Here is a 3,156-nt window from a genome sequence, read left to right as displayed (position 1 = left end):
CGGCGACCCCACGCGTGGCGTCACGGCCGGGGCCGGGACACGGGCCGGGATCGGAGCGGGGGCCGGGCCGGTGGACAGGGCCAGCGCCGTCATCCCTGCCTCCCGCAGCATGGCATCCAGTTGACGACCACGCCGTCGTCCTCGCTGATCACCTCATCCTCGGCGTCCGGCTCGCGGTCCTCGGTGCGCGCGTCCATCTGGTCCAGCACGCCGATCAGCCGTTCGATCTCGTTCTCGATCACGATCCGCGCGCCGGCCAGCAGCACGTCTTCCAGGGCGACCACGCTCATGACAGGTCCGCCCGCGTCGTCCACGACGGCGGATCGCGCCGGTCGCAGGCCAAGCCGTCCAGAATATCCCCCGCCGCATCGGCCAGGGCGACCAGGCGCGGCGCCAGCTCGGCTCGCACCTTCAGGTCCGTCTCCTTGTTCCAGCTGCGCGCCGTCAGCAGGAAGGCCCGGAAACACGCGCTGGGCAGGGGCCGCAGGTCCGGCAATCGCCAGCCCTCCGATCCCGCCAGCGCTTTCGCCAGCGCCTTGGCCACGCCGCTCTGGTCCGGCTTCTGCGCCGCATCGAACGCAGCCTGGCACACCTGACGCCACAGGACGCGCTCGGTGGACAGCATGTCGGGGTTGTGGCTCACAGCGCGGCCTCCGCGATCCGCAAGGCCGTCTCGACGGCATGGCCGTCGGGCTCGCCCCGGCACAACAGGTCGTATTCCTCGCGCAGCGCCTCGATCACTTCGGCCTGCTGGCGCGCGGTCAGCTTCAGGGGATGGCGGCGCGTGGTTTCCTGACGCAGGCGCCGGGTGCGGGACAGGCCGCGCAGGTGACGGTTCGCCATCACGCGGCCTCCCCAAACTGTCGATTGGCGACGCCTGCGAAGGGCAGGACGTATGAATTGGTCACGACCAGTTTGATGCCGCGACGCCGTGCAACACGGTCGGCCGCGTTCTCCGCAATGGTTCCGCCGCGCAAATGCGCCGGGTTGCAACAGCGCCGACGATGGCACAGGTGCCGGACCAGCCGTCCGGCGGCTTTCCGCTCCCAGCGCCCCGTGGCCAGATAGTAGGCGACCTGATGCGCGCCCGCGCCGCGCCAGCGGCCGTCTTCCTTGACCCGTGTCTGGCCATAGCCGTTCGTCATCAGACCGCCGGTCCATAACCAACAGCCGTTCGGTCCCGCGCTGCGATCCACACGGCCAGCCCACGACGGCGCAATCTCGATCAGCAGCGCGCTCATGCCGCCTCTCCACGCAAGATTTCAGAGACCGGCGGATGCCAGTCGTCGGCCCGCACCGCGCCGCCGGTCACGCGAATGATCCGTTCGACAAGGTCGCCCCCTGGCTTTGCGCGCAGCGGGTCGCTGAAGGGCAGGCAGCACCTGCGAATGAACTCACGCGAACGGCCGGTCTTCTCGGCTGCCCAGGCGTAATTCTTGCGGTGCAGTCGCAGCCACGCGTCGAACGCAGGGCGGGGATGGGGGCAGGGGTCGTCGGTCACAGGTCGTTTCCTGATTTTCACCGACGCGGAGCAGGTGGGTGATTTGGTTGGAGCCGTCAACCAAAAAAGTATGAGTTATGGTGGTATATCCACATTGGTCGTGCTAACGGCTCAGGTAGATATGTTGTCGCTGGCCGCATCACCTAAAGCACGCTCTTACCGGCCCATGGCTGCGTTGAGAGATATCGAGGCTTCCGACCGTCGTCGGAAAGGGCTGGCGCTGAAGGCGCTACGGCGTCGCCTGGGCGTGACCCAGGAAGCGGCGGCTCAGGAATACGGCAAGACGACCCAGGCCTGGCAGCTATACGAACAGGGCAAGCGCCACTTTTCGGACCCGAAGCTGGACAAGCTGTTGGCCTCGATCAACGCGACGCGCGAAGAATTCGATTTCGAACTGTCCAAGATCCCCGAAGTCGAGGCTGATCTACCTTCCGGCAGAACAGACCGATCTAGCCTCAGCGAGGCGGTTTCTTTTAGCATTCCCGTTGTGGGAATTGCGCATGGCGGCGCTCTCCGGCCGAACGTCTATGATGACCAACAGGGCGAGGTTATTGAGTTCGCGCGGTTCTTCTCGCCCGGAACCCGGATACTGCGTCTCGCGGGAATGTCCATGTACCCCTACGCGGAGCCGGGCGGGTTCGTCACCTACAACCCACGCCATCCCGCCCGGCGCGGACAGGGCGCGGTAATCGAAATGCTGGATGGCGGCTTCGCCGTGAAGCGGTTCGAACGCTATGAAGGCGACATGCTGATCGTGACCGAACTGTTTCCCGAGGAGCAGGAGCTCAGATACCCGCTGGACACTGTCGCAGGCGTTTACGCTATCGGCTTACGAGGCGAGTAGTCAGGGCTGGCAAACAGCCAGGTTCACGCTCATCAGCGCATGCGAAATGCGCCGGCTTTCCATCGCATCCTGGCCAGCTTGCTCATCCACCATCCGTGCCAACTCTAGGAATGCAGCTTTCCATTCCTGGCCCTCGGGCGTGGTAGGCTGCTCTAGCCGGGCACGATCAGTGATTTGTTGGAAGCCGTCGCGGATCTTCTGACGCTGCGCGCGCATAAGTTCTTCTGCGCCTAACCGTTCAATCGTCTCTCCGCAGGCTTCTCTTTGGGCCTCCGTGAGGCCGGTGCGCATGGGAATGTTGGCTGCTCGCACAGCAGCATGTGTCTCCGCTGCCCACTGCGGATCCTGGGCGACGACGAGCGAAAGCACGACGGATGAAATGATCATCACGCCAATCTAAATGCGCATGCCCGACGCGCCAGCGAAGCACGACAACCACATTTAGGTTGACACGACCAACCAAACTCATACTTCTTGGCTCCGCAACCACGCGGAACCACCCATGACCACCCCTCACATCGCTGCCGCCCCGCCGTTGCCGCCCTTTGCGGCCGATGACGCGGCGACGACTGCCGGCCGGGTCGCGGACCTGCTGATCCGGCTGGAGCGCGCCGCGCCCCGCCTGCCGACGCTGACCCCCATCGCCGATCTGCATCCGCTGAACGACGGCACAGGCGAGGTCCTCGTCTTCTGCTCGGTCTTTGTCGCCCTGCACGACGGCGCGCCGCGCCAGCCCTTCGCCCTGCACGAGTTGCGCCTGGCCGCCGACTGCCTGGATCGCGACCCGCCTTTCCCCGCCGCGCCGTCCTTG

The 3,156-nt window shown here is 65.7% G+C and carries 8 protein-coding genes; 2 read left to right on the top strand and 6 right to left on the bottom strand.

What is annotated here, in order from left to right:
- Nucleotides 1-89: 89 nt before the first annotated feature.
- From RTU05_RS17540 to RTU05_RS17520, 5 genes are read right to left on the bottom strand one after another with little or no spacing between them, the layout of a single operon-like run.
- Nucleotides 90-290 (bottom strand): hypothetical protein, encoded by a 201-nt coding sequence (locus tag RTU05_RS17540; RefSeq protein WP_312599585.1) that lies wholly within the window; start codon nucleotides 288-290, stop codon nucleotides 90-92.
- Nucleotides 287-643 (bottom strand): hypothetical protein, encoded by a 357-nt coding sequence (locus RTU05_RS17535; protein WP_312599584.1) that lies wholly within the window; start codon nucleotides 641-643, stop codon nucleotides 287-289. The genes RTU05_RS17540 and RTU05_RS17535 overlap by 4 nt, the downstream gene beginning before the upstream one ends.
- Nucleotides 640-843, bottom strand: a complete 204-nt coding sequence (locus RTU05_RS17530; RefSeq protein ID WP_088582209.1) for a hypothetical protein — start codon at nucleotides 841-843, stop codon at nucleotides 640-642. Before RTU05_RS17530 ends, RTU05_RS17535 begins: the two co-directional genes overlap by 4 nt.
- Nucleotides 843-1,241 (bottom strand): HNH endonuclease signature motif containing protein, encoded by a 399-nt coding sequence (locus RTU05_RS17525; RefSeq protein ID WP_312599583.1) that lies wholly within the window; start codon nucleotides 1,239-1,241, stop codon nucleotides 843-845. Before RTU05_RS17525 ends, RTU05_RS17530 begins: the two co-directional genes overlap by 1 nt.
- Entirely contained in the window at nucleotides 1,238-1,501 is a 264-nt protein-coding gene (locus tag RTU05_RS17520) for a hypothetical protein (RefSeq protein WP_312599582.1), read from the bottom strand. Before RTU05_RS17520 ends, RTU05_RS17525 begins: the two co-directional genes overlap by 4 nt.
- A 121-nt stretch (nucleotides 1,502-1,622) precedes the next feature.
- Here RTU05_RS17520 and RTU05_RS17515 point away from each other — a divergent pair, with 121 nt between their 5' ends.
- Complete coding sequence (locus tag RTU05_RS17515) at nucleotides 1,623-2,345, top strand: helix-turn-helix domain-containing protein (protein WP_312599581.1); 723 nt, start codon at nucleotides 1,623-1,625, stop codon at nucleotides 2,343-2,345.
- Here RTU05_RS17515 and RTU05_RS17510 read toward each other — a convergent pair whose 3' ends face one another.
- Nucleotides 2,346-2,732, bottom strand: a complete 387-nt coding sequence (locus tag RTU05_RS17510) for a hypothetical protein (protein ID WP_312599580.1) — start codon at nucleotides 2,730-2,732, stop codon at nucleotides 2,346-2,348.
- Between the two features lie 115 nt (nucleotides 2,733-2,847).
- Here RTU05_RS17510 and RTU05_RS17505 point away from each other — a divergent pair.
- Nucleotides 2,848-3,156 (top strand): hypothetical protein (locus tag RTU05_RS17505; protein WP_312599579.1); only part of this gene is annotated, 309 nt, incomplete at its 3' end.

This window comes from Brevundimonas sp. (assembly GCF_032017145.1).
Taxonomy (GTDB): domain Bacteria; phylum Pseudomonadota; class Alphaproteobacteria; order Caulobacterales; family Caulobacteraceae; genus Brevundimonas.
The sequence above is the reverse complement of the archived record's forward strand: the minus strand, read 5'-3'. Positions and strand labels throughout refer to the sequence as shown.

Excerpts from the sequence above, each read along its gene's own strand:
- RTU05_RS17525 (WP_312599583.1), bottom strand. The coding sequence starts at position 1,241 with ATGAGCGCGCTGCTGATCGAGATTGCGCCGTCGTGGGCTGGCCGTGTG.
- RTU05_RS17540 (WP_312599585.1), bottom strand. The coding sequence starts at position 290 with ATGAGCGTGGTCGCCCTGGAAGACGTGCTGCTGGCCGGCGCGCGGATC.
- RTU05_RS17530 (WP_088582209.1), bottom strand. The coding sequence starts at position 843 with ATGGCGAACCGTCACCTGCGCGGCCTGTCCCGCACCCGGCGCCTGCGT.
- RTU05_RS17515 (WP_312599581.1), top strand. The coding sequence starts at position 1,623 with ATGTTGTCGCTGGCCGCATCACCTAAAGCACGCTCTTACCGGCCCATG.
- RTU05_RS17510 (WP_312599580.1), bottom strand. The coding sequence starts at position 2,732 with ATGATCATTTCATCCGTCGTGCTTTCGCTCGTCGTCGCCCAGGATCCG.